Below are 24,095 nucleotides of genomic sequence, written 5' to 3' on the forward strand. Positions count from 1 at the left end.
TCAGACCGACCACGAGTCGAGCGTCACGAACAACGCCAGCGTAGTGGGTTCGCTGAATGGCAGCGTATCGATCAATGCGGGCAGCAACCTGACCGTGACAGGCAGCGACCTGATCGCTGCGAAGAACATCACGGGCACGGCGGCGAACGTCACCATCAATTCGGCCACCGATACGAGCCACACGAGCCAGTCGCAGCAGACGAGCAGCAGCGGCCTGACGATTGGCCTGGGTGGCAGTGTTGGCGATGCGGTCAACGGCGCGTACCAGCAGGGCCAGGCGCTAGCCAGCGGCAACAGCAACGGCCGCGCGGACGCGTTGCACGCGATAGCGGCGGGCGGCGACGCGGTAATGGCGGGCTACGGTGCGTACCAGATGGCGACGCCGGGCAGCGTAACAAACCCGGCCACGGCCCCGAGCATCGGTGTGCAGGTGAGCGTCGGGTCGAGCCACAGCCAGAGCCAGTCGTCGGAGGATCAGACGATCCAGCGTGGTTCCAATGTGCAGGCAGGCGGCACAACCGCCTTCATCGCGACGGGCGACGGCACGCCGGGCAGCGGCAACGTGACGATTGCCGGTTCGAACGTGAGTGCCAGCGATGTGGTGCTGGCCGCGAAGAACCAGGTGAACATCGTCAACACGACCGACACCGATTCGACGCGCAGTTCGAATTCGTCGTCCAGTTCGAGCGTGGGCGTGTCGATCACCACGAACGGCTTCGGCGTGTCGGCCTCGATGCAGAACGCGCATGGCGACGCGAACAGCGATGCGGCGATCCAGAACGCCTCGCACGTCACGGGGGCGAACAGCGTGACGATTGTGAGCGGCGGCGATACGAACATTACCGGCTCGCAGGTTGCGGGCAACCAGGTGACGGTGGTCGTGGGTGGTGACCTCAATATCGCGAGCGTGCAGGACACGACGACGAGCGCGGCGCACCAGAGCAGCGCGGGTGGTGGGTTCAGTATCAGCACGGCAGGCGGCAGCGCGAGTTTCAGTGCGCAGAACGGACACGCTGATGGCAGCTATGCGCAGGTCAACGAGCAGGCAGGTATCGCGGCGGGTACTGGTGGCTTTGATATCACCGTCAAGGGCAATACAGGCCTGACGGGTGCGGTGATATCCAGCACGGCGGATCCGTCGCAGAACAGTCTGACGACCGGCACGCTGACCTGGAGCGATATCCAGAACCAGTCGCACTATGACGCGAGGAGCAACGGCATCAGCGCGGGTGTGGGCGTGAACAATACCGGTAAGGCTATCGGCCCCGGTTCGGTGGGCGGAACGCCCGCCGTGTCCCCGATGATCTCGCAGAGCGACAGTGGCGACCAGAGCGCGACGACGCGCAGCGCGATCAGCGCAGGCACGATCAACATCACGAACCCGGGCGCGCAGACGCAGGACGTGGCGAGCCTGAGCCGCGACACGTCGAACACCAACGGTACGGTGTCGCAAACGCCGGACGTGAACACGATCCTGAACCAGCAGGCCGACACGATGCAGGCGGCACAGGCAGCGGGCCAGGTCGTCGCGCAGGGGATTGGCGCGTATGCGGACAACAAACGCGACACGGCTACGGATCAGGCTACGGCAGACGCGTGGGACGAAGGTGGCAGCAGTCGTGCGCTCGCTCAGGCCGTAGGTGGCGCGCTGATTGGTGGCCTCGGCGGCGGTAGCGCATTCGGCGTAATTGGCGGCGCTGCGGGCGCGGGTCTCACCTCACTCGAAGCTAAGAATCTGGCAGGTATCTCGAACGATGTTGCATCTGAAACCGGATCGACCCTGCTCGGCAATCTCGCTGCGAATGTGGCGGCAGGTTTGGGCGGTGCGCTCGTAGGTGGCACGGCGGGCTCGGCTACGGCATCGAACGTGGATCTCTACAATCGCCAACTGGACCCCAAGGAAAAGACCCTTGCGAAGCAACTCGCTGACAACAGCGGCGGCCAGTATACGGAAGCGCAGATCGAAGACCAGATGCGGCTAATGAGCGTAAGTAATAACGGTACGACTACTTCCGGTGCACCAGCTACTCTGGTGGGCCAGATGCCGACCGATTCCGGTGCACGATGGATGTCTGCTGGAACGACGGCAAACGGTCAACCGATTCTCACGCAGATTAATCCGCAGTCGAACGCCGTTTTGCAGAGCTATATTCTGGCTAACTACAATAGCGTCTCACCAGGACAGGTGCCGAGTCAATTTACGTATCCGGCGAGCAGCAATGATGGTTCGATCAATGTGACTGGGCCATTCACCAATTTCGATCAATCAGACGTTAATTACGTGCGTGATACGACGTCAAATGCGAGTTCGATGATTTCCAATACGGCTGGATGGATCGGTTCCGCTGCGGCAACGGGCGCCGCAACTCCATCTCCTCTTGCGCCCGCTCTTGGCGAAATTGCTTTCGGAGCAACCGTGATAGGCACTGTTGCTGACGGGGTTTCGCAATTGGCGAGTCCAAATGTCGGACAGTACACATATCAAGGAGCGGTAGCACTCGCAGGACAAGTCGCTGGAGATCGTAATCCAGCGGGTTCGTTGGTCGTGAACGGAGCTGCCGCCGTTGTTAATAACGTGCCCGTTGCGACAACAATTCAAAATTGGATAAACACCGAAGTTAATTCAATATTCAACCCGACTGGCGTGAAAAAATGAAATTAATTGAAGAAGGGAATTTTTCCAGTTGGGTACGTGTGACTTTGTTCGTAGTGGGGCTGGCAGTCTTAGGGACTAGCTTGGCGCTCGATTGGCTACCGAGATGGGCCAGAATGGTTGGCTTCTTGTTGGGCTTTGGAATGATGGCATTGGGTGGGTTTTCTAGTCGTGCGCATATGCTACATATTAAGCCCTTCAACAACAGCTACAAGAAGGCGCGCAAGAGCTACGAAAAGGACGATAACGAAAATAACAAGTGAAGATGAAAAACAAGAAAAGGCTGGCGGCTCTGCCGCTCACAGCCCTGATACCGCTCGCCGTCCACGCACAGGAAACTCCGCCTGATGTAGCCGCCGCCGCTCGCGCGAACGCCTTGCAGAACCAGCAACTCCAGCAGCAACGCGACGCGCAGCAGCGCGCGGCCAACGTCGCCGCGCCGGTCGTGCGCTCGACCGCGCCGGTCGCTGGCGAATGGCCCGTGCTACCCGTCGAGACGCCGTGCTTCCGCATCGGCACGTTCGCGGTCGAGGTGCCCGATACGCTGCCCGAAGCGCAGCGTGCTATGGGCGCCTCTGCCCTGCCGATGGATCGCTTCGCATTCCTGCACGACTGGCTGCGGCATTACCAGGGGCAATGCGTCGGCAAACAGGGCCTCGACGTGCTCACGAAAGGTCTGCAACGCGAAGTGCTCAGTCGCGGCTACGTCACCACGCGCATTCTGCTGACGCCGCAGGACCTGTCGAAAGGAACGCTGAAATTCTCGCTCATCCCCGGCGTCATCCGTCATCTGGAGTTCGTGGATCCGTCCACGCGTGGCACCTGGAAGAGCGCCTTTCCGGCGCGCGACGGCGACGTACTCCAGTTGCGCGATCTTGAACAGGGCCTCGAACAGATGAAGCGCCCCGCGAGCCAGGACGCCGCCATGCAGATCGTTCCCGGCACGGTGCCGGGCGAAAGCGATGTGGACATCACCGTCAAGCGCTCGAAGCCCTGGACGTTCGTCGCCTCGGTCGATAACTCCGGTCAGCGCGCCACCGGCAAACTGCAAGGCAACGTGTCGCTCGGCATCGACAACCCGCTCGGGTTGAACGATATCTTCACGGTCGGCGCGAACCAGGACCTCGAATTTGCGGACCACGGGCTGGGTTCGCATGGCTTCAACGGTTCGTACTCGATCCCCTGGGGCTACTGGACCGCCACGCTCTACGGCAACACGAACACGTACTACCAGCAGATCGCGGCCGTCAACCAGACCTTCATATCGAGCGGCAACGCGCAGACGGGCGGCCTGAAGCTCCAGCGGGTGATCAGTCGCAGTCAGAACGACGTGCTCGGTCTGGAGTTCCAGCTTGTCAAGCGCTGGGGCGCGAGCTTCATCGAGGACACGACGATTCCGTTCCAGAACCGCAACAACACCTTCATCGAAGGCGGCGTGACCGACCGGCACTATTTCGGTGCCGCGCAGTTCGACGGCACGCTCGCTTACCGGCAGGGCATCGGCGGCCTGGGGGCGACGGCGGACCCGACCAACAGTGACGGCACACCGCAGCCCGCCACCTACCGTTTCCACATGGCGACGCTCGACGCGAACCTCTCGGTGCCGTTCGCGGTGGCGGGCCAGTCGCTGCGCTATGTCGGCACGCTGCACGGCCAGTACACGGGCGACACGCTTTTCTACATCGACGACCTGAGCATCGGCGGGCGCTACACCGTGCGCGGCTTCGATGGCGAAAAGATGCTCGCAGGCGAGCGCGGTTTCTACTGGCGCAACGAATTGCAGTGTCCGATCGGGCAGACGGGGCAATCACTCTACGCGGGCATCGACTACGGCCACGTCTTCGGCCCGGGTACGCAGGCGCAGGTTGGTACGCAACTGGCCGGCGCGGTCATCGGCATCCGGGGCGCGCTGCCCGTTCATATCGGGGTGCTCACCTGGGACCTCTTCGCGGGCACACCGCTCTACAAGCCGGACGGGTTCGACACCGCACGCGTGACGCTGGGGCTTCAGGTAATGGGCCAATTCTGACGAACGATGGATTTCATCAAGGGAGAAAAGCAATGCAAACAGGCCGGAAATTATCGATCAGTCTGATGGGGGTTGCCGTACTGCTGGCCGCGTGCGGCGGCGGTGACGGCGGCAGTGGCACGCCGGCGGCGGATTCGGCGGCAGACGCAGCGGCTTCTGCCCCGGCGGCAGCCTCGGCACCCGATGTGGCCTCGGCCCCGGACGCGGCGTCCTCGCCGCAACCGGCCGCCTTCAACTGCCCCACTAACTACAAGCGGCTGGACGTTGCCGTGGGGACCGTAGCGGGCACGCCGATGACGCTGGTGACCGACGACAACATCGCGACGCTGACCTTCGCCGCGCCCTCCGGTGGCATCGTGAGGCCCCTGACGGTCTGTCTGGGCAGGCCCGATCCGCTGCCCGCTGGCGTGCAGGCCGACTACGCCTACGAAGTCACGGCAAACGGCCAGTTCCTGAATCTGGATCGCCGGCTGCTGACATTCAATTTCACGACCACGCAACCGGTAACCGTGACACCGGCACTCGAACTGGCGAGCGTCACCGCTGGCGGTGTCACCTACGCGCCGACCATCGCGGGGCCTCTCTTCTATGTGAAACCGAACTACAGCGTTTCAGGCTATCTGAACCAGACGGGACTGTACGTGGTTCGCCTGTCGCAGTAGTCCGGTGAGGGGACGATACCCGCGATGACGAAAATAAAACGCCGGCCGCTTTCGCGCGCGATGCTGCTGCCGATTCCCGTGCAGAAAGCCCGCGCGCTCTCGCTCGAATACCATCTCGCGCTGTCGGTGCTGAACGCAGGCCGGGGCGGCATCAATGAGGCCATCAGGCTTGTCCAGGTGGTCTGGCATGCCCGCTTCATGGCCGGTTCCGGTTCGGGCGATACGGGCGTCATCGATGCGGCGGAAGCGGCGCTCGATGACGTTGGCGCCCGCGTAGACGAAGGGCGCGCTTGGACGGTCACGGAAGCCGAGCACGCCGCCATCGCGCAGGCGCTTGCGATCTACGACCGGCTGACGGCCGGCGTACCTTATCACCGCTTTATCGCGGCCTGGGAACGCATGCAGCAGTTCTCCCGACAGCTACAGGACGCGGCTGCATGACACAAACTCCCCTTCAGCCCGATGGGTGTGTGCGACTTCCTCGTGGATAGTGCCAGATGGTATTGTGCTCTACTCGGGTGAGGAAGCACTGACCGGCATGCAACTGGCGGGCGCAGTCATCGGCGTCCGGGGCGCGCTGCCCACTCATATCGGTGCGCTCACTTATGACCTCTTCACGGGCACATCGATCTATAAGCCGGACGGGTTCGATAGGGTACGGGTAGCGCTGGCGTTCCAGGCGATGGTCCGGTTCTGAACGTCACGACCACTCTCGATCCAGACGGACTGACGCGCCCATGTCACGCAGCCATCGCACGTCACCGCGCTCGTTCGGGATGTTATGCCGAAAGCACGCGATCGTAGTCCCCATGTAGTCCTCGCGGCGGAAGTTTATCCCCGGCGAACCTGGTATAATTCCCGCCAAGGCCTTGATGGGCAATCGTTCTGGCTCTTTGCACCTGAGATTTGATGTTGCCCCTGTGCGGGGCGGCACCTACTTTCTTTGCGGCGGCAAAGAAAGTAGGTGCCGCCCCGCACAGGGGCAACCCAGGCAAACCACCGCGAAAACAAAAAACCACAACCCAGCCCAAAACCCCGAGAACAAAAAAGCACAGAAATCAGGACCTAAAAAAACACCTGTTTAGTGCCGAAAAGGCGCCCACACAGGGGCAGTCTCGTCCCAATGATCCAGCTCGGATGGTTGAGTAGTCTTCACGACAATCTCCTTAAATTCGCAATCCTAAGCGAAGCATAAACCGGCCCCACTATAAATTAGCCACGTTACTGCCCAGCACGCGCAAGACGCGTAGCAGCATCCGAGTTCCCTTCCTGAACCGCAATGCGTTCAGCCTGCGTGCGCCCCACCAGCCCTTGCTCGGGGTAACTCGTCTTGTTCAGCGACGGCAGCGTGCCGTCACGATACGCTTCGACGACTTCGCCCTTCACTTCGGCGCGGGTTTTCGGTGCGCTGTTGTCGCCATGTGCCCATTGCGGGCCATAGCTGCCCGCGGGCCCGATGCCGCCCGCGAAAGCGGGTGCGCTGGCTGCCAGTGCGACGACGAATGCGGTTGCGAGAGTGCGTTTCATGATTTGCTCCTTGTGAGGTGGCCGCCGGACCCGGCAACGGACCCAGCGGCGACAGGAGCAAATGTAGGCAAGTGTGCGACTGCGATAAACGTCCCGAAAGCGAAATGAATTGTCGAAAATCCGGAACAATCGTTGCGCGCAGCCTGGCGCGGCCCAAGGTGGACTAGGCCGCCCACTCCGAAACGACCGGCGTTTCGAGTGCCGGCGCCGATTCGCGCTCTTCGATCGTGCGCATCGTGCAGGTCTTGTCGAGCGAGGCGCGGCCCGAGAGCAGCGGGCAGCGGTCGAACACTTCGGCAATCCAGTCCACGAACACGCGTACTTTCGGCGACAGATGGCGGCTGTGCGGATAGACGGCCGAAATCGGCATGGGCAGCGGCTTGAAGTCCGGCAGCACCTCCACGAGCTCTCCCGACTTCAGGTACGGCAGCACCATGTAGCGCGGCCCCTGTATCAGGCCGAAACCTTCGATGCCGCACGTCACATAGGCGTCGGCGTCGTTGACCGAGACCATGCTCTTGAGCTTGATCTCGACCTCTTTGCCATCGACGAGAAAGGCCCAGTCCATCACGCGCCCCGTACGCGGCGAGAAATAATTCACGGCGCGATGCTCGGCCAGTTCTTCGAGCGTATGCGGAATGCCGTGCCGCTCCAGATAGCCCGGCGACGCGCACGACACCCCTTCGAAAAGGCCGATGCGCCGCGCCACGAGCGACGAATCCTGCAGCGCGCCCACGCGCACCACGCAGTCCACGCCTTCCTGCAGCAGATCCACGGGCCGGTCGGAAAGCCCTAGTTGCAGGTCGATATCCGGGTAGCGCGTGTGGAATTCGCACAGCGAAGGAATCACGATCAGGCGCCCGATCGAGCCCGGCATGTCGATGCGCAGCTTGCCGTGCGGCTTGCGGTTGCGGTCCTGGAAGGTCTGCTCGGTTTCCTCCACGTCCGCGAGAATGCGCACGCAGCGCTCGTAGTACGCAGCGCCGTCCGGCGTGAGCGAAAGGCGGCGCGTGGTGCGGTGCATGAGCCGCACGCCGAGAAATGCTTCGAGATTCTGGATGATCGTCGTGACCGAGGCGCGCGGCATGTCGAGCGTTTCGGCTGCGCGCGTGAAGCTGTTGGTATCGACAACACGGGTGAACACCTGCATGGCCTGAAGGCGATCCATTGCCACTCTCCGAAAGAGATCGGCCGCACCGCGCGCCGCGTGCGAGAAGGCGCCGCGCGCAAAAGAGGAGACAGATTGTTCAGGTGCGCCGAATTGTGTTGCCGGATTATAGGCATTTATTTGAAAGTCTGCCGAACCCACAATTCGCATCATTCGAATCTACTCTCGCGCATTGCGCCGTTCCGACATGGATGCTTTCAAGTCTTCGCCGACACCGTGGGTCGCCCCCGAAGCCGCGCCGTCAACCGGCACGGCGCCGCTTGCGCCCGTGCCTGCGGCCCCGGCGGCCGGCGATAGCGCTCGCGACCTGGTCACGACGGACGTGACGATCGAAGGCCACGCGAAGCCGATCGGCTTGCGCCTGTACCGGCCCGCCGGTGCAAGCGGCCTGCCGGTTCTGCTCTATTTTCACGGCGGCGGCTTCGTGCGTGGCTCGCTGGAAGATGCCGACGAAGCCTCGCGCTTTTTCGCCGCGCAACTGCCTGCACTGGTCGTTTCGGTGGACTATTCGCTCGCGCCGCAGTTTCCGTTTCCGGCCGCGCCCGAAGATGCCCACCGCGCCGCGCTGTGGATCGCCACGCGTGCCCGCGCCTTCGGCGGCAACGCAAAACGCGTTATCGCGGCGGGCCACGACGCGGGCGGCCAGATCGCCAACGTGCTCGCCTTCATCGGGCGCGATCGCGGCGACGTGTGGCTCGCGGCGCAGGCGCTCTTCGCGCCGATGCTCGATCCCAGCCTCACGCGCCTCGGCGACGAGCAGCGGCTCGGCTCGGACATCACCGCGGGCGAGTGCGCCGCGTGCTACCGGGCCTATCTGCCCGAGGCGGCGCAGCGCATGCATCCGTATGCGGCGCCGCTCGAATCGTCGCGGCTCGCGGGGCTGCCGCCCACGCTCATCATCACCGCGCAGAACGACGTGCTGCATATCGAGGCCGAGAAGTACGCCAGCCGGCTGATCGACGCGGGCGTGCGCACCCAGGTCGTGCGCTATCCCAGCGTCTCGCACGCGCAGATCGGGGCGTATCCCGCTGCGCTCAAGGAGGCCGTGCGCTTTTTCCAGTGCTGCTTCGAAGCCAGTGCACAACGATAACGAACATTGATTCACTCATTCTGGAGCCCGACATGTCACTCAAATCGCTTTCCCGTACGCGCATCGCGATGGCAACGCTTGCCGTCATCGTGGTAGCGGGGCTCGGCACCGTTGTCGCCACGCGTCTCGACGTGCATCAGGCCGTTGCCGCCGAAGCGCCGCCCGCGCCCGAAGTCGATGTCGCCGCCGTGATCCAGCGCAACATCGTCGACTGGCAAAGCTACTCGGGCCGCCTGGCGGCCGTGGAAAAAGTCGATATTCGCCCGCAGGTGTCGGGCACGATCGTGTCGGTCAATTTTCGTGACGGCGCGCTCGTGAAGAAGGGCGATACGCTCTTCGTGATCGATCCGCGTCCGTACCAGGCCGCCGTGGACCAGGCCGCGGCGCAAGTGGCCGCCGCCCAGGCGCGCAGCGGCTACGCACAGAGCGACTGGGAGCGCGCGCAGCGCCTCATCGGCGACAACGCCATCGCGAAGCGCGATTACGACGAGAAGCTGAACGCTTCGCGCGAAGCGAGCGCGAACCTGAAGGCCGCGCAGGCCGCGCTGGAAGCCGCGCAGATCAACCTCGGCTACACGCGCGTCGTCGCGCCGGTGGCGGGGCGCGTGTCGCGCGCGGAAATCACCGTGGGCAACGTGGTTTCGGCGGGCGCGAGCGCCGCGCCGCTCACGACGCTGGTGTCCGTTTCGCCGATCTATGCCGAGTTCGACGCCGACGAACAGACCTATCTCGACTACATCAGCCGCATGAAAGACGGCTCGAAGGTGCCGGTGCAACTGGGCCTGGCGAACGAAACGGGCTACTCGCGCGAGGGCACGATCGAATCGGTGGACAACCAGCTCGATACGTCGTCGGGCACGATCCGCGTGCGCGCGCGCTTCGACAATGCAGACGGCGCGCTGGTGCCGGGTCTTTACGCCCGCATCAAGGTCAGCGGCAGCGCACCGCATCCGGCGCTGCTCGTGGACGACACCGCCATCGGCACCGACCAGGACAAGAAGTTCGTCTACGTGCTCGACAAGGACAACCACGTGACCTACCGCGCGGTGCAGATCGCCGGCCTGCAGGGCAACCTGCGCGTGATCGCGGGCGGCCTGCAGCAGGGCGACCGCGTGGTGGTGAACGGTACGCAGCGTGTGCGCCCGGGCGAGGCCGTGCGGGCCCATAGGGTGCCGATGAACGGCGACCCGGACGGCGACGCCGCCTCCTCGCTCGCAAAGACCCCGGACGGCGCGCCCGATAGCGGGACGAGCAACGCAAAGAACGACAAGACCTCCTGACGCGGGGCAGCGGCGTGCGGCGTCTTCCGGGCTGAGTCCCGGCAGACGCCGCCGCCGCCATTCCCCGGGTATCCATTAGTGGAACTAAGCGTCAACTTAAAGAGCGACCCATGAACATATCGAAATTCTTCATCGACCGGCCGATCTTCGCGGGCGTGCTGTCCGTGCTGATCCTGCTGGCCGGGGTGATCGCCCTGTTCCAGCTGCCGATCTCCGAGTATCCCGAGGTCGTGCCGCCTTCGGTGGTGGTGCACGCCCAGTATCCGGGCGCGAACCCCAAGGTGATTGCCGAAACGGTGGCGGCGCCGCTCGAAGAGCAGATCAACGGCGTGGAGAACATGCTCTACATGCAGTCGCAGGCCAACAGCGACGGCAATCTCACGCTCACGGTCACGTTCCGCCTCGGCACGGACCCTGACAAGGCCACGCAGCTCGTGCAGAACCGCGTGAACCAGGCGCTGCCGCGCCTGCCGGAAGACGTCCAGCGCCTCGGCATCACGACGATCAAGAGCTCGCCCACGCTCACGATGGTGGTGCACCTGATCTCGCCGAACAATCAGTACGACATGACGTATCTGCGCAACTATGCGCTGCTGAACGTGAAGGACCGCCTCTCGAACATCCCGGGCGTCGGCGAAGTGCAGCTGTGGGGTTCGGGCGACTACGCCATGCGCATCTGGCTCGATCCGCAGAAGGTCGCGCAGCGCAATCTCACGGCGCAGGACGTGGTCAATGCGATTCGCGAGCAGAACGTGCAGGTCGCGGCGGGCGTGATCGGCGCTTCGCCGAGCGTGCCCGGCACGCCGTTGCAACTGAGCGTGAACGCGCACGGCCGTCTGAGCACGGAAAGCGAATTCGGCAACATCATCGTCAAGACCAATCCGGACGGCGGCGTAACCTATTTGCGCGACATCGCGCGCATCGAGCTTGCGGCTTCCGAATACGGTCTGCGCTCGCTGCTCGACAACAAGCCTGCCGTGGCGCTCGCGATCAACCAGGCGCCGGGCGCGAACTCGCTCGCGATTTCCGACCAGGTGCGCGCGGCGATGAAGGAGCTCAAGCAGGACATGCCCGCGGGCGTCGACTATCGCATCGTCTACGACCCCACGCAGTTCGTGCGTTCGAGCATCGAGGCGGTGGTGCATACGCTGCTCGAAGCCATCGCACTCGTGGTGATCGTGGTGATCGTGTTCCTGCAGACATGGCGCGCGTCGATCATTCCGCTGATCGCGGTGCCGGTGTCGATCGTCGGCACGTTTTCGCTGCTGCTCGCGTTCGGCTTCTCGATCAACGCGCTTTCGCTGTTCGGCATGGTGCTCGCCATCGGCATTGTGGTGGACGATGCGATCGTGGTGGTGGAGAACGTCGAGCGCAACATCGAGAGCGGGCTCTCCGCACGCGACGCCACCTACAAGGCCATGCAGGAGGTGAGCGGGCCGATTATCGCCATTGCGCTCACGCTGGTGGCCGTGTTTGTGCCGCTCGCGTTCATGAGCGGTCTCACTGGCCAGTTCTACAAGCAGTTCGCAATGACCATCGCCATTTCGACGGTGATCTCGGCGTTCAATTCGCTCACGCTGTCGCCGGCGCTTTCGGCCCTGCTGCTGCGCGGTCACGGCGCGAAGGAAGACTGGCTCACGCGGGTCATGAACCGCGTGCTCGGCGGCTTCTTCCGCGGCTTCAACAAGGTCTTCCATCGCGGCTCGGAGAACTATGGCCGCGGCGTGAACGGCGTGCTGCGCCACAAGGGCGCGATGCTCGCGGTCTACGTGGTGCTGATCGGCGCGACCGTGCTGATGGCGCGCATCGTGCCGGGCGGCTTCGTGCCCGCGCAGGACAAGGAGTACCTGATCGCGTTCGCGCAACTGCCGAACGGCGCTTCGCTCGACCGCACCGAAGGCGTGATCCGCCACATGAGCGCCATCGCGCTCAAGCAGCCGGGCGTGGAAAGCGCCGTGGCGTTCCCGGGTCTTTCGGTGAACGGCTTTACCAACAGTTCGAGCGCGGGCATCGTGTTCGTCACGCTCAAGCCGTTCAAGGAGCGCCATGGCAAGGCTCTTTCCGCCGGTGCGATTGCCGGTGCGCTGAACCAGCAGTATGCGCAGATCCAGGACTCGTTCATCGCCGTGTTCCCGCCGCCGCCGGTGCTCGGGCTCGGTACGCTGGGCGGCTTCAAGATGCAGCTCGAGGATCACGGCGCGCTCGGCTACGAAGCGCTCAACCGTGCAACCCAGGACTTCGTCAAGCGTGCGGCGCAAACGCCCGAACTCGGCCCGACGTTCTCGAACTATCAGATCAACGTGCCGCAACTGAACGTCGATCTCGACCGCACCAAGGCCAAGCAGCTCGGCGTGCCGGTGACGGACGTGTTCGACACGATGCAGATCTATCTCGGCTCGCTGTATGTGAACGACTTCAACCGCTTCGGACGCGTGTATCAGGTGCGCGTGCAGGCAGACGCGCCGTTCCGCCAGAAAGCCGACGACATCCTGCAACTGAAGACGCGCAACGCCGCGGGCGACATGGTGCCGCTCTCGTCGCTCGTGACGGTCACGCCCACGTACGGCCCCGAAATGGTGGTGCGCTACAACGGCTATACCGCCGCGGACATCAACGGCGGCCCCGCGCCGGGCTATTCGTCGGGTCAGGCGCAGGAGGCTGCCGAGCGCATCGCGGCCGAAGTGCTGCCGCGCGGCGTGAAGTTTGAATGGACCGACCTCACGTATCAGCAGGTGCTGGCCGGCAACTCGGGCATCTGGGTGTTCCCGATCAGCGTGCTGCTGGTGTTCCTCGTGCTGGCTGCGCTCTACGAGAGCCTCACGCTGCCGCTCGCGGTGATCCTGATCGTGCCGATGAGCGTGCTGTGTGCGCTCACGGGGGTCTGGCTCACGCAGGGCGACAACAACATCTTCACGCAGATCGGCCTGATGGTGCTGGTGGGGCTCGCTTCGAAGAACGCGATCCTGATCGTGGAGTTCGCGCGCGAACTGGAGCATGACGGCCACTCGCCGCTTTCGGCGGCCATCGAGGCGAGCCGCATGCGTCTGCGCCCGATCCTGATGACGTCCATCGCGTTCATCATGGGTGTCGTGCCGCTCGTGCTGTCCACGGGGGCGGGTTCGGAAATGCGTCATGCGATGGGCGTGGCCGTGTTCTTCGGCATGCTCGGCGTGACCGCGTTCGGCCTGTTGCTCACGCCGGTGTTCTATGTAGTGCTGCGTACGATTGCGGGCGGCAAGATCCATGTCGCGCAGAAGGACAATGCGCGCGCACCGCTGCCCACGGTGGACGCTTGAGGGAGAAGAAGAATATGACTGACTACGCAATCTCAGCTCACGCGCAGGCGAGCCGGACGACGTGGCTGCGCCGCACGCGTCTTGCCGCGGGCGTGGCGCTGTTCGCCTGGCTTGCCGCCTGCTCGGTCGAGCCGACCTATCGCGTGCCCGACGCAGGCGTGCCGGCCGCGTTCAAGGAAGCGCAGCAACCGCCCGCCGGCCCGCACGACGTGGGCAACTGGACGCCCGCGCAGCCCGCCGACGACGCGCATCGTGGCCAGTGGTGGATCGTGTTCGGCGATCCCACGCTGAACGCGCTGGAAGAACAGGCGCAGGCCGCGAACCAGGACCTGAAGGCTGCGGCAGCGCGCGTGCAGCAGGCGCGCGCGGTAACGCAGGCCGCACGGGCTTCCTGGTTCCCGTCGTTCGATGCCGGCTTCGGGCCGACCTACGAACGCCCGTCGCCGGCTTCGCAGTTCCTGCCGCAGAACACCTACGTTCCCACGCAAACGCTCTGGCGCGCGCAAGGTACGGCCTCGTACGAGGCGGACCTGTTCGGCCGCGTGAGTTCGAACGTGAACGCCGCGCGTGCGGACGCGCAGCAGAGCGAGGCGCTGTTCCGCTCGGTGCAGCTTTCGCTGCAGGCCGATGTCGCGCAGAACTACTTCCAGTTGCGCCAGTACGATTCGGACGTGGATCTGTACCGCCGCACGGTGGCCTTGCGCGAAGACGCGCTCAAGCTCGTCGAGCGTCGCTTCAAGGAGGGCGACATCAGCGAACTGGACGTCGCGCAGGCACGCAACGAACTCGCGAGCGCGCGTGCCGATGCCGTGGGCGTCGCGCGTCAGCGGGCGGCTTCGGAGCATAGTCTCGCGATCCTGCTCGGCAAGGCGCCGGCAGACTTTTCGTTCCCCGAAACACCGCTCGCCTCCGTGAACGTGCACGTTCCGCCGGGTCTGCCTTCCACGCTGCTGGAGCGCCGCCCCGACATCGCCGCCGCCGAGCGCGCGATGGCCGCGGCCAACGCGCGCGTGGGCCTCGCGAAGTCGGCGTTCTTCCCCAAGCTCGACATCACGGGGGCGTTCGGCTATGAGTCGGCCTCGCTCGGCGACCTCTTCATGTGGTCGAGCCGCGCGTTCCTGCTCGGGCCGTTCGCGGGCACGGCGCTCACGCTGCCGCTCTTCGACGGCGGCCGCCGCCGCGCGAATCTCGGTCAGGCGCGCGGGAAATACGACGAGGATGTGGCGCAGTATCGCCAGCAGGTGCTCGTGGCGTTCCGCGAAGTGGAGGACAATCTCTCCGACCTGCGCCTGCTGGACGACCAGATTCACGAGCAGGACGAGGCCGTGAACGCCTCGGAGCGCTCCGCGCATCTCTCGAAGACGCAATACGAGGAAGGCGAGGTGAGCTACCTGAACGTGATCGATAGCGAGCGCTCCGTGCTGGTCGCGCAGTTGCAGGCGAGCCGGCTGCAGGGCTCGCAGGCGGTGGCGACAGTCAACCTGATCCGCGCGCTGGGCGGCGGCTGGGGCGACGTGAAAGCCGACGATCCGAACCACGACGGCAGCGCGCCTCCCCCCGCGCCGCTGGCTTCGCGCTAGGCTCGCCCCGCGCTGCGGCGCCCCAAAACCGTGCGCCGGCTTGTGCCGGCGCACGGTTTTTTGCATATCGCCAGCGGCGATTTCCTTTGCGTAATCCGTTCGTAGACCCTGCGTTCGCGCGCCTCTATCATCGGCTGGACCCATCTGGAGCAGATGGCGATGGGCAGCGCGCGAAACGCCTTCATGCGTTCCGCGCGCGTATGCATGCGGCTAACGCGCCCTTGTGCGCTAGCCCGCTGGCCTGTCGCGTCGCTCCTGAATGAACGAAGCTCTTCTTCCATTCGAGGACCGCGATGAACCGTGCCGTGCGTACCCTGCTGCGCCAGTCTCACCTGCAACGATTCGGGCTGCTTGCGGCCGTGGCCGTGATGCTCGCCGTTTCGGCGCTGCACGCGCATGCCGATACGCCCACGCTCAAGGTGGGCATTGCCACCACGCCGCAGATCGGCGCGCTGCAGGAAGCGGCGCGCGAGGCGAAGGCCCAGGGCCTCGACGTGAAGATCATCGAATTCACCGACTGGAACACGCCGAACGCCGCGCTCGCCAACAAGGACATCGACGTCAACTACTTCCAGCACACGCCGTTTCTGGAGAACGCCGAAAAGCAGGGCGGCTATAAGTTCGTCGCCATCGCGCCTGGCACGATCATGAAGATCGGCCTGTACTCGAAGAAGGTGAAGCGTTTCGAAGACCTGAAGGATGGGGCGTCCGTCGCCATTGCGAACGATCCCGTGAACGGCGGCCGCGGCCTGTTGCTGCTGCAGCGCGCCGGGCTCATCAAGCTCAAGCCCGGTGCGGACTATCGCGCCACGACGCTCGACATCGTTTCGAATCCCAGGCACCTGAAGATCGTGCAGCTCGAAGCGTCGCAACTCGCGCGCTCGCTCGACGACGTCGATCTTGCCCAGGGCTACCCGAGCTTCATCAAGCTCGCCGGCACGGCCGATCCGAACAGCGCGCTGCTCTTCGACGGCGTAGAGAACAAGGCTTTCGCGCTCCAGTTCGTGGTGCGCCCCGAAAGCGTGAACGATCCGCGCATCCGCAAGTTCATCGACATCTACCAGCACTCGCCGGAGGTGCGCAAGAAGCTCGACGAAGCCTTCGGCAATCTCTACGCCGTGGCCTGGTAAGCGGCTGGCCGCCTTGTACCCGGTGAGCCGCATGAGCGACGCGAGCGAGGAGCAGCGATGATGAAATGGTTCGATGCGGCCCGCTTCGTCGAAGCGGGGCCGTCGGCGGGGGAGGCGGCGCGCGACGCCGATCCTTCGCAGCCCGCCGTGGTGTTCGAGAAGATCGGCAAGGTGTATGGCGGCGGCGCGCAGCCGGCGCTCGCGGATGTCGATCTGCAGGTGGCGAAGGGCGAAGTGTTCGGCATTATCGGGCGCAGCGGCGCCGGCAAATCGACGCTGCTGCGGCTCGTGAACGGCCTCGAAAAGGCGACTTCCGGTACCGTGCGCGTGCGCGGCATCGACGTGGGTGCGCTCGACATGCCCGGGCTCGTGGTGCTGCGCCGCCGTACCGGCATGGTGTTCCAGCACTTCAACCTGCTTTCCGCGAAGACGGTGCACGACAACATCGCGCTGCCGCTGAAGATCGCGGGCGTGCCCAAGGCGGTGCGCGAGGCGCGCGTGGATGCGCTGCTCGACCTGGTGGGCCTCACCGAGCGCCGCAATGCGTGGCCCGCGCGGCTCTCCGGCGGCCAGAAGCAGCGCGTGGGCATTGCACGCGCGCTGGTGCACGAGCCCGATATTCTGCTTTGCGACGAGGCCACTTCGGCGCTGGACCCGGAAACCACGCGCTCCATTCTCGCGCTGCTGCGCGACATCAACCGGCGGCTTGGGGTCACGATCGTGCTCATCACGCACGAGATGGAAGTGATACGCGACGTGTGCGATACGGTGGCCGTGATCGAGCGCGGCGAGGTGGTCGAACAGGGGCCCGTGTGGCGCGTGTTCGGCAATCCGCAGCATGACGCCACGCGGGCGCTGCTGCACACACCGGGTCACGATCTGCCCGACGATCTGGCGGCGCGGCTGCGCTCGACGCCCGAAGCCGGTGCGCAGGCGCTCTTCGACGTGCGCTTTACGGGCGAAGCGGCGCAGGAACCCGAGCTTGCGGTGCTGGCGCAAGCACTGGGCGCGCATGGCGTGCGCTTCGTGCACGGCGGCATCGAACGGATTCAGGGGCGTGCGCAGGGGCGCCTCGTCGTATCCGCGCCCGTGCGCGACGCCGAAGAAGCGCAAGCGCTGGCCGATGCGGCGCGCGCGCATGCAAGCCGCGTGGAGGTGCTCGGTTATGTCTGACTTCTGGATTTCCGAATTGCCGGGCGGGATACGCGATACGCTCATCATGGTCGGCGTGTCGGCAATCTTCGCACTCCTGATCGGCATTCCCATTGCGCTGCTGCTCGTCACCACGGCGCGCGGCGGGATTTTCGAGCGCCCCGCGGTCAACACCACGGTAGGCGCGGCAGTCAACGCGTTTCGTTCGACGCCCTTCATCATCTTGCTCGTCGCGCTGCTGCCGCTCACGCGGCTGCTCGTGGGGACGACCATCGGCGTCTGGGCGGCCATCGTGCCGCTCTCCATCGCGGCGATCCCGTTCTTCGCGCGCGTGGCCGAAGTGAGCCTGCGTGAAGTGGATCGCGGTCTCATCGAAGCCGCGCAGGCCATGGGCGCGCAGCGCCGCCATATCGTCTGGCACGTGCTCCTGCCCGAAGCGCTGCCGGGCATGGTGGGCGGCTTCACGATCACGGTGGTGGCGATGATCGGCTCTTCGGCGATGGCGGGTGCCGTCGGCGCGGGCGGCCTGGGCGATCTCGCGATACGCTACGGCTACCAGCGTTTCGATACGACGGTGATGGTCACGGTGATCGTGCTGTTGATTGCCATCGTCGCCGCCGTGCAGTTCACAGGCGACCTGGTGGTGCGGCGGCTCTTGCGGCGCACCTGAGCGCCCGGCCTGCGCGCCGCTTTAAGCCACTCATTCGGGAAGACAGGCATGAACGATACACTCGCGCCGCTGGTTGCGGCCTTGCGTGCGAGCGCTGCGCAACGCGATCTCGCGGGGGGCCATGCAGCGGACGAAAAGCGGCTGATTGCCGAAGCGGGCCTGCTGACGATAGCCGTGCCGCGCGAATTCGGCGGCCACGGCGCAACATGGCACACGGTGTACGAGACGATCCGCACGCTTGCGCGCGTGGATAGCGCGCTTGCGCATCTGCTCGGCTTCCAGTGCCTTCAGGTGGCGAGCGTCGATCTGTGGGGCAGCGCATCGCAACGTACGAGCTGGTTGCGCGGCACGGTGGAGAACCGCTGGTGGTGGGGCAATGCTGTCAATCCGCTCGATACGCGGCTCGTTGCGCAGCCCGCCTCGGAAAACGGCTGGCGCCTGCATGGCAAGAAGGGTTTCTGTTCCGGCACGCTCGGCTCGCAGATGATGACCGTGAGCGCCCACGATCCCGTGAGCGGTCTGCCCGTATTTGCGGTCGTGCCTACCACGCGCGCGGGCATTGTCGTACACGACGACTGGGACCCCATCGGCCAGCGCCAGACCGATAGCGGTACGGTGTCGTTCGAGGGCGTGGAAGTGCGCGCGGCCGAGGTGCTGCACCGTCCCGAGACGCCGCGCGCCACGCTGCGCACGCTTGTTTCGCAACTGGTGCTGACCAACCTCTTCGTCGGCATTGCGCAGGGCGCGCTCGAAGAGGCGCGCGAATATGTGCTGAAAAACGGGCGCCCGTGGGTCAATTCGGGCGTGGCGCAGGCGAGCGACGACCCCTACCTCCAGCAGCGCTTCGGCGAACTGCGCATCCAGTCGCTTTCGGCCGAAGTGCTGGCCGACCGTGCGGCTGCGCTGCTCGATGCGGCCTGGCAGCAGGGCGACGCGCTCGAAGCGGCCACGCGCGCCGAGCTTTCGCTCGCGATTTCGGAAGCGAAGATCGTTGCGCACCGCGCGTCGCTTTACGCCGGCGAGCAGCTTTTCGACGCCTGCGGCGCGCGCTCCACCGCGGCGGCGCTCGCGCTCGACCGCTTCTGGCGCAACGCGCGCGTGCACACGCTGCACGACCCGCTCGACTATCGCGTGCGCGACGTGGGCCGCCACGCACTCACGCGCGAACTCCCGGCGCCGAGCCTGTACACGTGAGGGAGCGGTCGGCTCATGCGCATGACCGACGATCCCGCGCTGCTGGGCGCGTTCGCAAACCGGCTGTCCACGCGCATCCTCGCACGGGTGCTGTTCGTGATGATGACGGCAGCGAACCTGCGGCTCGTGCGGCAGACGTTCAGCGGCAACTAAAAAGGGAATCGAAGCAGGGGGGAAGACGATGGCGAAGGCGGAAAAGGAAAGGCGCTTCGCCGTCCGGCGAGGTGGGTACGCCGGACGGCATCGCGTCTTGGTCTCGCGTCCGGGTGGGCCCGGATCTGCTCTCCTCGCTAGGCAGCCTCGGCGATGCCGTCCGGCGTAACAACTTCCGGAAGGTCGCTCTCGGTCTGCGTGGCGCCCCGTCGCGCCGCAGCCGCCTTTTTCGTCTTGCCGGCACGCGAAGGCGGCTGGCATGCGCCACACACGACGTTGTGCTGCAGGTCGTGGCGGTGCGCGACGAATTTGCCGCCGCAGCGGCAGCAAGGCGTCAACTGCAGAATATCGGCATCGAAAAACCGCACCAGGGTCCACGCACGCGTGAGGTCGAGCACGGGCTCGGTCTCGCTGTGGCGGCAGTGTTCCAGATACAGCCGGAACCCCTTGGTGAGCGCGTCGAGATGCGAGCAACGCGCTTCGTTCTTGAGGAACAGGTACGTGTTGTAGAAGAGCGAAGCATGAATGTTCGCCAGCCACGTCATGTACCAGTCCGCCGAGAACGGCAGCATACCTTTGGGCGGCGATACGCCGCGGATCTCGCGATACAGGCGGATCATGCGGTCGCGCGAGAGCGAGAGCTCGCTTTCGAGCACCTGCATGCGCGCGCCCAGCTCGATCAGCGCGATCGCGCGGAATACTTCCTGGGCATCTTCGGTGAGGCTGCGCCGCGTGGTCATGACGTCGTCCTCAGGCAAATTGCCCGGCGGGTTGTCCTGCAAGCAGGATGGCCGCGTGAGTAGCCGCCACGTCCGCATGCCGGGTCGTCTGCGTCAGGGCGGACAACATGGCATGGTCGTCGAAGCGGAAAAAACAAAGTAGCTGGTCGGAAGCGGCCAGCCTGACAATCTGCGCGAGCGACAGACCGCCAAGCAAATCGGCCAGTTCCGACGACAGGCCCAGCCGGAACATGCCGACGGGCTTATCCTCGCGCAACATGCGTTGCGCAAGCATCAGGTACGACAAATTAATCTCGCGGATAGAATCCAGCGTCTCGCTGCTACGGTCCATTTCTCTCTTTTCCGAAGCCCCGAATTATTAACCCCCCGGCGTTTCTCGCCGTTGTACTTTGTCTGGTCCATGTGCCGGCCCTCGCTCATGTCCTTCCCGGCGGGGCCTGACTATTTGATACAAGGTGTTACAACTCGTAACACCTTGAGCCGAATTGTATGAGGGCTTATCTCGGAAATCAATCCCTGTCACAAAAAAATAATCAGGGGATGTATCACAATTTCGGCAATTTTTTCTGCCATTTGCGCTGCGTCAAAAAACAATGGGCTGCGAGGCCCTGTTTGGCGGGCTCCGGGCACGAAAGCACGTGGAATAGGGGTTTCTGCGGGGAGTTGATGTATGCGCAACGAGTTGTGCGACTGCAGGCCCGGTGATGGGATATCAATAAACGTTTTGAAAGGATTTAACCGGGCAGGTAAAAAATACGGAATGCAGGATTAATAAGTCTGAGGATATAGATGTAACGGGTGGTCCGACCCTCTGCTACAAATTCCCTACAGAGCAATTCGGGGGCAGCCGGGAGGGCGGCACCGGGGCGGCTCAGGCGGCGTCGTGCAGGATTACGCCCAGTGTGTGACGTTTGCCCTCGCGAACCCGGCTGACGCCATGGCGCAACACCGCCCGGGCCGCGCCGCGTGCGCCCTGCAGCGGCCGGTGATGCACGGCGAACAGCACGGCGTCGCCCTTGCCGAGCGGCACCACCTCCGCGCGCGACTGCCGGCGCGCCCGTTGCTCGGTCAGCACGAATTCGCCGCCCGTGAAGTCGAGGCCCGGCGCACTCAGCAGGATGGCCGCCTGAACCGGAAACACGTGTTCGCCGTAGAGGTCCTGGTGCAGGCAGTTGTAATCGCCGGGGCCGTATCGTAACAGGAGCGGGGTCGGACGTCGCTGGTCGGCAGCGTGGCAGCGCGCGATGAAGTCCGCGTGGGCGGGCGGAAAGCGGGTATTCGAGCCGAGCCAGTCCGCCCAGCGGTTGGCGAGGCCGACCAGCCGCCCGTACAGCAGGCTGCGCAAGCGGGCCACCGTTTCGGGCAGCGGGTAGGCGAAATACTGGTACTCGCCCTGGCCGAAGCCGTGGCGCGCCATCACGATCCGGCTGCGGAACGGGGCCTCGCGGTCGTACAGCGCTGCGAGGGCGTCGCATTGTGCGTCGTCGAGGAGATGGGGGATCAGCGCGTAGCCGCGTGCCGTGAGGTCGTCTTCGATGTCGGCCCAGGGGGCGGCGTCGAGGCGGTCGGCGAGGGTGGGGTTTTGTAGCGGGCTTTCTGTCGGGTTTTGTAGCGGACGTGAGCGCCCGGCGGCGAAAGACATGATGGTTCCGGAAGTGCATGGCTAAGGCGCCCAGTTTCGCGCCTGCGCAGCACGCGCGCACTCCGCACCTTGCGCTGCAATCCAGTAGGCCGGTTTCGCCGCGTTCGGTCGCGGTCAGTCGCATCAGACCAGCGTCAGACCGGATTCGGGCGAGGCTCAACCGTCCCGGTTGCCCGCAGCCGTCCGCAAGGCCGCCGCAGTGGCCTCGTCGGCAGGAAAGAACGCCTCGATGGCGAGCTCCGAAAGCGTGATGTCGACCGGGGTGCCAAACACGGTCGTGGTGCTGTAGAAGGACAAGTCGCCCAGCGTCGTGCGCAGGCGCAGCGGCACGGCGATGTGGTGCTGGATCGTCTCGGTGACGGGCGGCTCGGCGGGCGTGCCCGGCGGCGCCGGATAAGCCGCCAGTTCCTCGTGCAGCGCCGCGAGCGTGGGGTCCCCGCTCGCGTCGATCTGGCGTTGCAGCCGCGCGAGCAGGTGAGTGCGCCAGGCGTGCCAGTTGAGAATGCGCGGCGCGACGCCCTCGGGGTGAAGCGAGAGCCGCAGCGCGTTCACGGGCGCGGCGAGCAGCGCGGGCGAGGCATCGCCGACGAGCGGCGCGAGCGCGCCGTTGCTTGCCACTATGTTCCAGTGCCGGTCCACGGCGAGGGCCGGATAGGGCTCGTGGCCGCGCAGCACCAGATCGACGGCTTCGCGGGCCGCCGCGAGTTGCGGATCGTCGAGCGCGCGCTCGCGGTAGAGCGGCGCATAGCCCGCCGCCATCAGGAGCGCATTGCGCTCGCGCAATGGCACGTCCAGTTGCTCGGCCAGATGCATGACCATCTCGCGGCTGGGCTGTGCGCGGCCGGATTCGACGAAGCTCAGATGCCGGGCCGAAATGCCTGCCTCGACAGCGAGCAGCAACTGGCTCATGCGGCGGCGCTGGCGCCAGTCGCGCAGCAGATCGCCGACGCTGCGGCGGGCGGAGGCGGCGAGCGCGGAAGACGGCGCCGCGGCGAGGGGAGCGAGCGTGTTCATGCCGCTGATTCTAGCGAAGCGGGTAGGCGCCGCAATTACCTCGGGGGTAAGATGCGGGAAATGTGGCGAGGCGCGCTTTTCTGTCCGCTTGCTGGCACGTTTCCTGGCCGGCTTGGCCGAGAAGGCCAGGAGGGGAGCGCGCAAATCGCCTAAAATGAAATTCTCACCGTATGGCGGCGTGGCGAGGGGAGATTGCCATGAGGGAAACCGTAGCTGCTTATCTTCTGGGTCCGGCTGTCATGCTGCTGGTGTGTGCCGCAACGTGGGTCCTGTCGCACCGCTACGGGGCCGCACTGGAAGAGCGTCTTACGCGCTGGTTGGACGCCCACCGCGGTCACGGCATGCGCCACAAGCATTGAGCGTGCCAGTTGCGCGCCTTGCGCCCGGCGCGATGGACCGCGAAGGGGTCCTCCCGCGATCGTCCGCCTCGCGCAGCGATTCAGGTTGCAACCGTGGAAGCGGAGTCGATGCTTCCGCCGCTCACTTATCAGACGCGAGGCAGTGCGCCAATTACCAGGGAATCCGAATCAATTGCCGTGGTCGCAGACCCCGGTGCCCTCCTGCCGCGCACATGCCTGATCCCTCGTTGTTCCACCCGAATGATGCGAGCCGGAGCGAAGCAGCGGGAACTGTGCGCCCATGCCGAGGTCATTCCGTAATCGCATGACGGAGCCCTCCATGACACGACCCGCCGATTCCCTCATCATCTTCATCGCGCGCCTCGCGCTTTCGATCCTGTTTCTGTGGGGCGGCGCCATGAAGCTGCTGGGGTATGCGGGCTTCATCGGCTATCTGCACGCGAGAGGCGTACCCTATGTGCAGATCGCCGCGCCGCTGGTGGTCGCCGTCGAGTTGCTGGGCGGCCTCGCCATCGTGCTTGGCGTGCGCACGCGCACGGTTGCACTGCTGCTCGCCGTGTACGCTATCGCGACAGCAGTGCTCGGCCACGACTTCTGGAACATGACCGACGCGGTGTTGCAGCAGGACGCCGTCGTGCACTTCTGGAAGAACGTGGCGATTGCGGGCGGCTTTCTGCTGCTGAGCGTGACGGGCGCCGGTCGTGCCTCGGTGGACGGCATGCGCACGCCGCGCGGCGGACTGCGCGGCTGAAGGCG

General features: G+C 65.0%; 23 protein-coding genes. 17 read left to right on the forward strand and 6 right to left on the reverse strand.

The features are described from left to right. The 6 genes from BFE01S_RS41105 to BFE01S_RS44805 form a co-directional block, all read left to right on the forward strand. Positions 1-2,656: hemagglutinin repeat-containing protein (locus tag BFE01S_RS41105; RefSeq protein ID WP_174464477.1), on the forward strand; the 2,656-nt coding region annotated here is incomplete at its 5' end. Further along, positions 2,653-2,916: a hypothetical protein gene (locus BFE01S_RS44800; protein WP_042339394.1), complete on the forward strand. Its 264-nt coding sequence runs from the start codon at positions 2,653-2,655 to the stop codon at positions 2,914-2,916. The genes BFE01S_RS41105 and BFE01S_RS44800, both read left to right, overlap by 4 nt. Positions 2,917-2,918: 2 nt before the next feature. Next, positions 2,919-4,682, forward strand: coding sequence for a ShlB/FhaC/HecB family hemolysin secretion/activation protein (locus BFE01S_RS32630; protein WP_028229111.1), 1,764 nt, complete (start codon positions 2,919-2,921; stop codon positions 4,680-4,682). Between the two features lie 32 nt (positions 4,683-4,714). After that, on the forward strand, positions 4,715-5,344 hold the full coding sequence (locus BFE01S_RS43635) for a hypothetical protein (protein ID WP_042339396.1): 630 nt from the start codon (positions 4,715-4,717) through the stop codon (positions 5,342-5,344). A gap of 24 nt (positions 5,345-5,368) precedes the next feature. Continuing rightward, the gene (locus tag BFE01S_RS32645; RefSeq protein WP_042339399.1) at positions 5,369-5,785 is read left to right on the forward strand and encodes a hypothetical protein; all 417 of its coding nucleotides are present in this window, start codon (positions 5,369-5,371) and stop codon (positions 5,783-5,785) included. Between the two features lie 49 nt (positions 5,786-5,834). Beyond that, complete coding sequence (locus BFE01S_RS44805) at positions 5,835-6,041, forward strand: hypothetical protein (protein ID WP_156967241.1); 207 nt, start codon at positions 5,835-5,837, stop codon at positions 6,039-6,041. Positions 6,042-6,565: 524 nt separating this feature from the next. On the opposite strand, the gene BFE01S_RS32655 is transcribed toward BFE01S_RS44805, so the two are convergent. Continuing rightward, the gene (locus BFE01S_RS32655) at positions 6,566-6,871 is read right to left on the reverse strand and encodes a DUF4148 domain-containing protein (RefSeq protein ID WP_028229113.1); all 306 of its coding nucleotides are present in this window, start codon (positions 6,869-6,871) and stop codon (positions 6,566-6,568) included. 163 nt (positions 6,872-7,034) lie between these two features. Further along, entirely contained in the window at positions 7,035-8,039 is a 1,005-nt protein-coding gene (locus BFE01S_RS32660; RefSeq protein WP_028229114.1) for a LysR family transcriptional regulator, read from the reverse strand. 187 nt (positions 8,040-8,226) lie between these two features. On the opposite strand from BFE01S_RS32660, the gene BFE01S_RS32665 reads away from it, so the two are divergent. The 9 genes from BFE01S_RS32665 (at position 8,227) to BFE01S_RS46325 (ending at position 19,584) form a co-directional block, all read left to right on the forward strand. Then, the gene (locus tag BFE01S_RS32665; protein ID WP_028229115.1) at positions 8,227-9,129 is read left to right on the forward strand and encodes an alpha/beta hydrolase; all 903 of its coding nucleotides are present in this window, start codon (positions 8,227-8,229) and stop codon (positions 9,127-9,129) included. 32 nt (positions 9,130-9,161) lie between these two features. Next, positions 9,162-10,409 carry an efflux RND transporter periplasmic adaptor subunit gene (locus BFE01S_RS32670; protein ID WP_028229116.1) on the forward strand — a complete coding sequence of 416 codons (1,248 nt, stop codon included), beginning with the start codon at positions 9,162-9,164 and terminating at the stop codon, positions 10,407-10,409. Between the two features lie 110 nt (positions 10,410-10,519). Continuing rightward, the gene (locus BFE01S_RS32675) at positions 10,520-13,705 is read left to right on the forward strand and encodes an efflux RND transporter permease subunit (RefSeq protein ID WP_028229117.1); all 3,186 of its coding nucleotides are present in this window, start codon (positions 10,520-10,522) and stop codon (positions 13,703-13,705) included. Positions 13,706-13,719: 14 nt separating this feature from the next. Continuing rightward, positions 13,720-15,285, forward strand: coding sequence for an efflux transporter outer membrane subunit (locus BFE01S_RS41120; RefSeq protein ID WP_084170330.1), 1,566 nt, complete (start codon positions 13,720-13,722; stop codon positions 15,283-15,285). Positions 15,286-15,653: 368 nt separating this feature from the next. Further along, positions 15,654-16,415: a MetQ/NlpA family ABC transporter substrate-binding protein gene (locus BFE01S_RS32685; RefSeq protein ID WP_245621256.1), complete on the forward strand. Its 762-nt coding sequence runs from the start codon at positions 15,654-15,656 to the stop codon at positions 16,413-16,415. A gap of 57 nt (positions 16,416-16,472) precedes the next feature. Then, positions 16,473-17,588, forward strand: a complete 1,116-nt coding sequence (locus BFE01S_RS32690) for a methionine ABC transporter ATP-binding protein (protein WP_028229119.1) — start codon at positions 16,473-16,475, stop codon at positions 17,586-17,588. After that, entirely contained in the window at positions 17,581-18,237 is a 657-nt protein-coding gene (locus BFE01S_RS32695; RefSeq protein ID WP_028229120.1) for a methionine ABC transporter permease, read from the forward strand. Before BFE01S_RS32690 ends, BFE01S_RS32695 begins: the two co-directional genes overlap by 8 nt. A 48-nt stretch (positions 18,238-18,285) precedes the next feature. Further along, a complete protein-coding gene (locus BFE01S_RS32700; protein WP_028229121.1) occupies positions 18,286-19,431 on the forward strand; it encodes an acyl-CoA dehydrogenase family protein in 1,146 nt (381 codons plus the stop codon). A 21-nt stretch (positions 19,432-19,452) separates the two neighbouring features. After that, positions 19,453-19,584, forward strand: coding sequence for a hypothetical protein (locus BFE01S_RS46325; RefSeq protein WP_281177420.1), 132 nt, complete (start codon positions 19,453-19,455; stop codon positions 19,582-19,584). Positions 19,585-19,721: 137 nt separating this feature from the next. On the opposite strand, the gene flhC is transcribed toward BFE01S_RS46325, so the two are convergent. From flhC to BFE01S_RS32725, 4 genes are all read right to left on the reverse strand, one after another. Next, entirely contained in the window at positions 19,722-20,324 is a 603-nt protein-coding gene (gene flhC / locus BFE01S_RS32710) for a flagellar transcriptional regulator FlhC (protein ID WP_028229122.1), read from the reverse strand. Between the two features lie 10 nt (positions 20,325-20,334). Continuing rightward, positions 20,335-20,655: a flagellar transcriptional regulator FlhD gene (gene flhD, locus BFE01S_RS32715; RefSeq protein ID WP_028229123.1), complete on the reverse strand. Its 321-nt coding sequence runs from the start codon at positions 20,653-20,655 to the stop codon at positions 20,335-20,337. 540 nt (positions 20,656-21,195) lie between these two features. Beyond that, complete coding sequence (locus BFE01S_RS41125) at positions 21,196-21,966, reverse strand: 2OG-Fe(II) oxygenase (RefSeq protein WP_042339406.1); 771 nt, start codon at positions 21,964-21,966, stop codon at positions 21,196-21,198. A gap of 156 nt (positions 21,967-22,122) precedes the next feature. After that, a complete protein-coding gene (locus BFE01S_RS32725; protein ID WP_042339409.1) occupies positions 22,123-22,980 on the reverse strand; it encodes a helix-turn-helix domain-containing protein in 858 nt (285 codons plus the stop codon). Positions 22,981-23,177: 197 nt separating this feature from the next. On the opposite strand from BFE01S_RS32725, the gene BFE01S_RS45240 reads away from it, so the two are divergent. Continuing rightward, entirely contained in the window at positions 23,178-23,339 is a 162-nt protein-coding gene (locus BFE01S_RS45240; RefSeq protein ID WP_169742697.1) for a hypothetical protein, read from the forward strand. A 319-nt stretch (positions 23,340-23,658) separates the two neighbouring features. Then, positions 23,659-24,090 carry a DoxX family protein gene (locus BFE01S_RS32735; RefSeq protein WP_028229125.1) on the forward strand — a complete coding sequence of 144 codons (432 nt, stop codon included), beginning with the start codon at positions 23,659-23,661 and terminating at the stop codon, positions 24,088-24,090. The last annotated feature ends 5 nt before the right edge of the window (positions 24,091-24,095 follow it).

Source organism: Paraburkholderia ferrariae NBRC 106233 (assembly GCF_000685035.1).
Classification (GTDB): Bacteria; Pseudomonadota; Gammaproteobacteria; order Burkholderiales; family Burkholderiaceae; genus Paraburkholderia; species Paraburkholderia ferrariae.